This is a genomic window from Noviherbaspirillum malthae, assembly GCF_015352985.1.
In the GTDB taxonomy this organism is placed as follows: Bacteria; Pseudomonadota; Gammaproteobacteria; order Burkholderiales; family Burkholderiaceae_D; genus Noviherbaspirillum; species Noviherbaspirillum malthae.
Window position 1 is genome coordinate 1 of sequence record NZ_JACYXF010000179.1, and the last position, 1443, is coordinate 1443.

At 56.1% G+C, this 1443-nt stretch carries 1 protein-coding gene; it reads right to left on the reverse strand.

Annotated elements, in window-relative coordinates; translation table 11 throughout:
* Window positions 1-164: 164 nt before the first annotated feature.
* The gene (locus IGW03_RS37615; protein WP_228536359.1) at window positions 165-1367 is read right to left on the reverse strand and encodes an IS701 family transposase; all 1203 of its coding nucleotides are present in this window, start codon (window positions 1365-1367) and stop codon (window positions 165-167) included.
* Window positions 1368-1443: the final 76 nt, after the last annotated feature.

Here is a 1443-nt window from a genome sequence, read left to right on the forward strand (position 1 = left end):
TACTACAGTTGTATGTCATGCCGCCCTCGCTCGGCGCAGGCAGTGATAGAAATGGGCGACGGCCTGATGATGTCGTCGCCATAGCGACCAGTGAATCACTGTCCTCACATCAGGCAGATACCGCCATACGAGTTGGCACAGTAGTTTTCTGATCTCCGGCACGGTCAATGCGATGCATGCATGCGACGCTGTTTCCAATTCTCCATCTTCCCCGCTACTCTGTTTTTTTTAAGAGGATCGATTTCTGCGGCGGAGGTACACACCACTGCCAGGAATGCATGCGCCAGCATAGCCAACGTGATATGCCGGTACCAGCCGTGCCAGTGACGCACCTCGTATTGATCCAGTCCGACTTCACCCTTGGATGCTTCAAAGCATTCCTCGATCATCCAGCGCATGCCAGCGACCTGCACCATCGTCTGCAGTTGCGTACCTGCGGGCACATAGCAGACGTAATAGGCCAACTTGCCGTCCGCCCGACTTCGCCGCAACATCAACCAGCGCTCGCCAGGCATCTGCCACGACAGCAGTGGCACCCGGGCCCAGTCGTACCATCTTGGCCCCTTGCTGCCATCGCCGGCTGACAAGGTCTGCCAATCGGCTTGGGTAACCGTATTGCCCAGTTGCTCCACGGTCTGCTGACGCACGTGCTCTGTCCAGACATGAGCGTTACTGCGCACGGCCAGCACGAAGTGCAAGTCGCTTTGCTCCAGCCAGACGCGCAATCTGCGGTTGTCGCCATAGACTTCGTCTGCGGTAATCCATGCAAACGGCACATTCGTCGCCACCGCACGTTCGATCATCTGTTGCGCCAGCTGTGGCTTAGTCTTGAACTCAACATGCTCGGGAATCTTTGCAGACTGCCGCCGTTCGATGTCGTCAGTCCATTCCTTGGGAAGATAGAGTTCACGGTCCATCAATGCACGCCCATGCCTGCCAGCATATGCCATGAAAACACCGACCTGGCAATTCTCGATGCGACCAGCCGTGCCACTGTACTGGCGATGCACGCCGGCCGAATGAGTGCCTTTCTTGAGGAACCCGGTTTCATCGACCACCAGAACCCCGTTTGGATCACCCAGTTCCTCAGCAATGTACTCGGTCAAATCGTCCCGCACCGCATCGGCATCCCAAGGTGCCCGGTCAAGCAAATGCTGCAAGCTGTAAGGTGTGGCGTGCTCGGCCGCTTCGGCAAGTTGCCAGCCGTTCTTGCGTTCGACCGAACTCAGCAGTCCTCGCAAATACTCCCAGGCATGCCGCTGTCGATCTGCGCGGCCAAAACGAGGACTAAAGTAAGAAAACACGCATTCAAGTTGTTCGAGCCAGCTTTCGCTCAATTCAACATACTGCTTCGCAACTTCGTCCATGATCCGCCCTCCAACCTTACCTTGGCAGTTGGACTGCAAACGTCAACAAACATTCGGCTTACTTACAGCTGTAGTA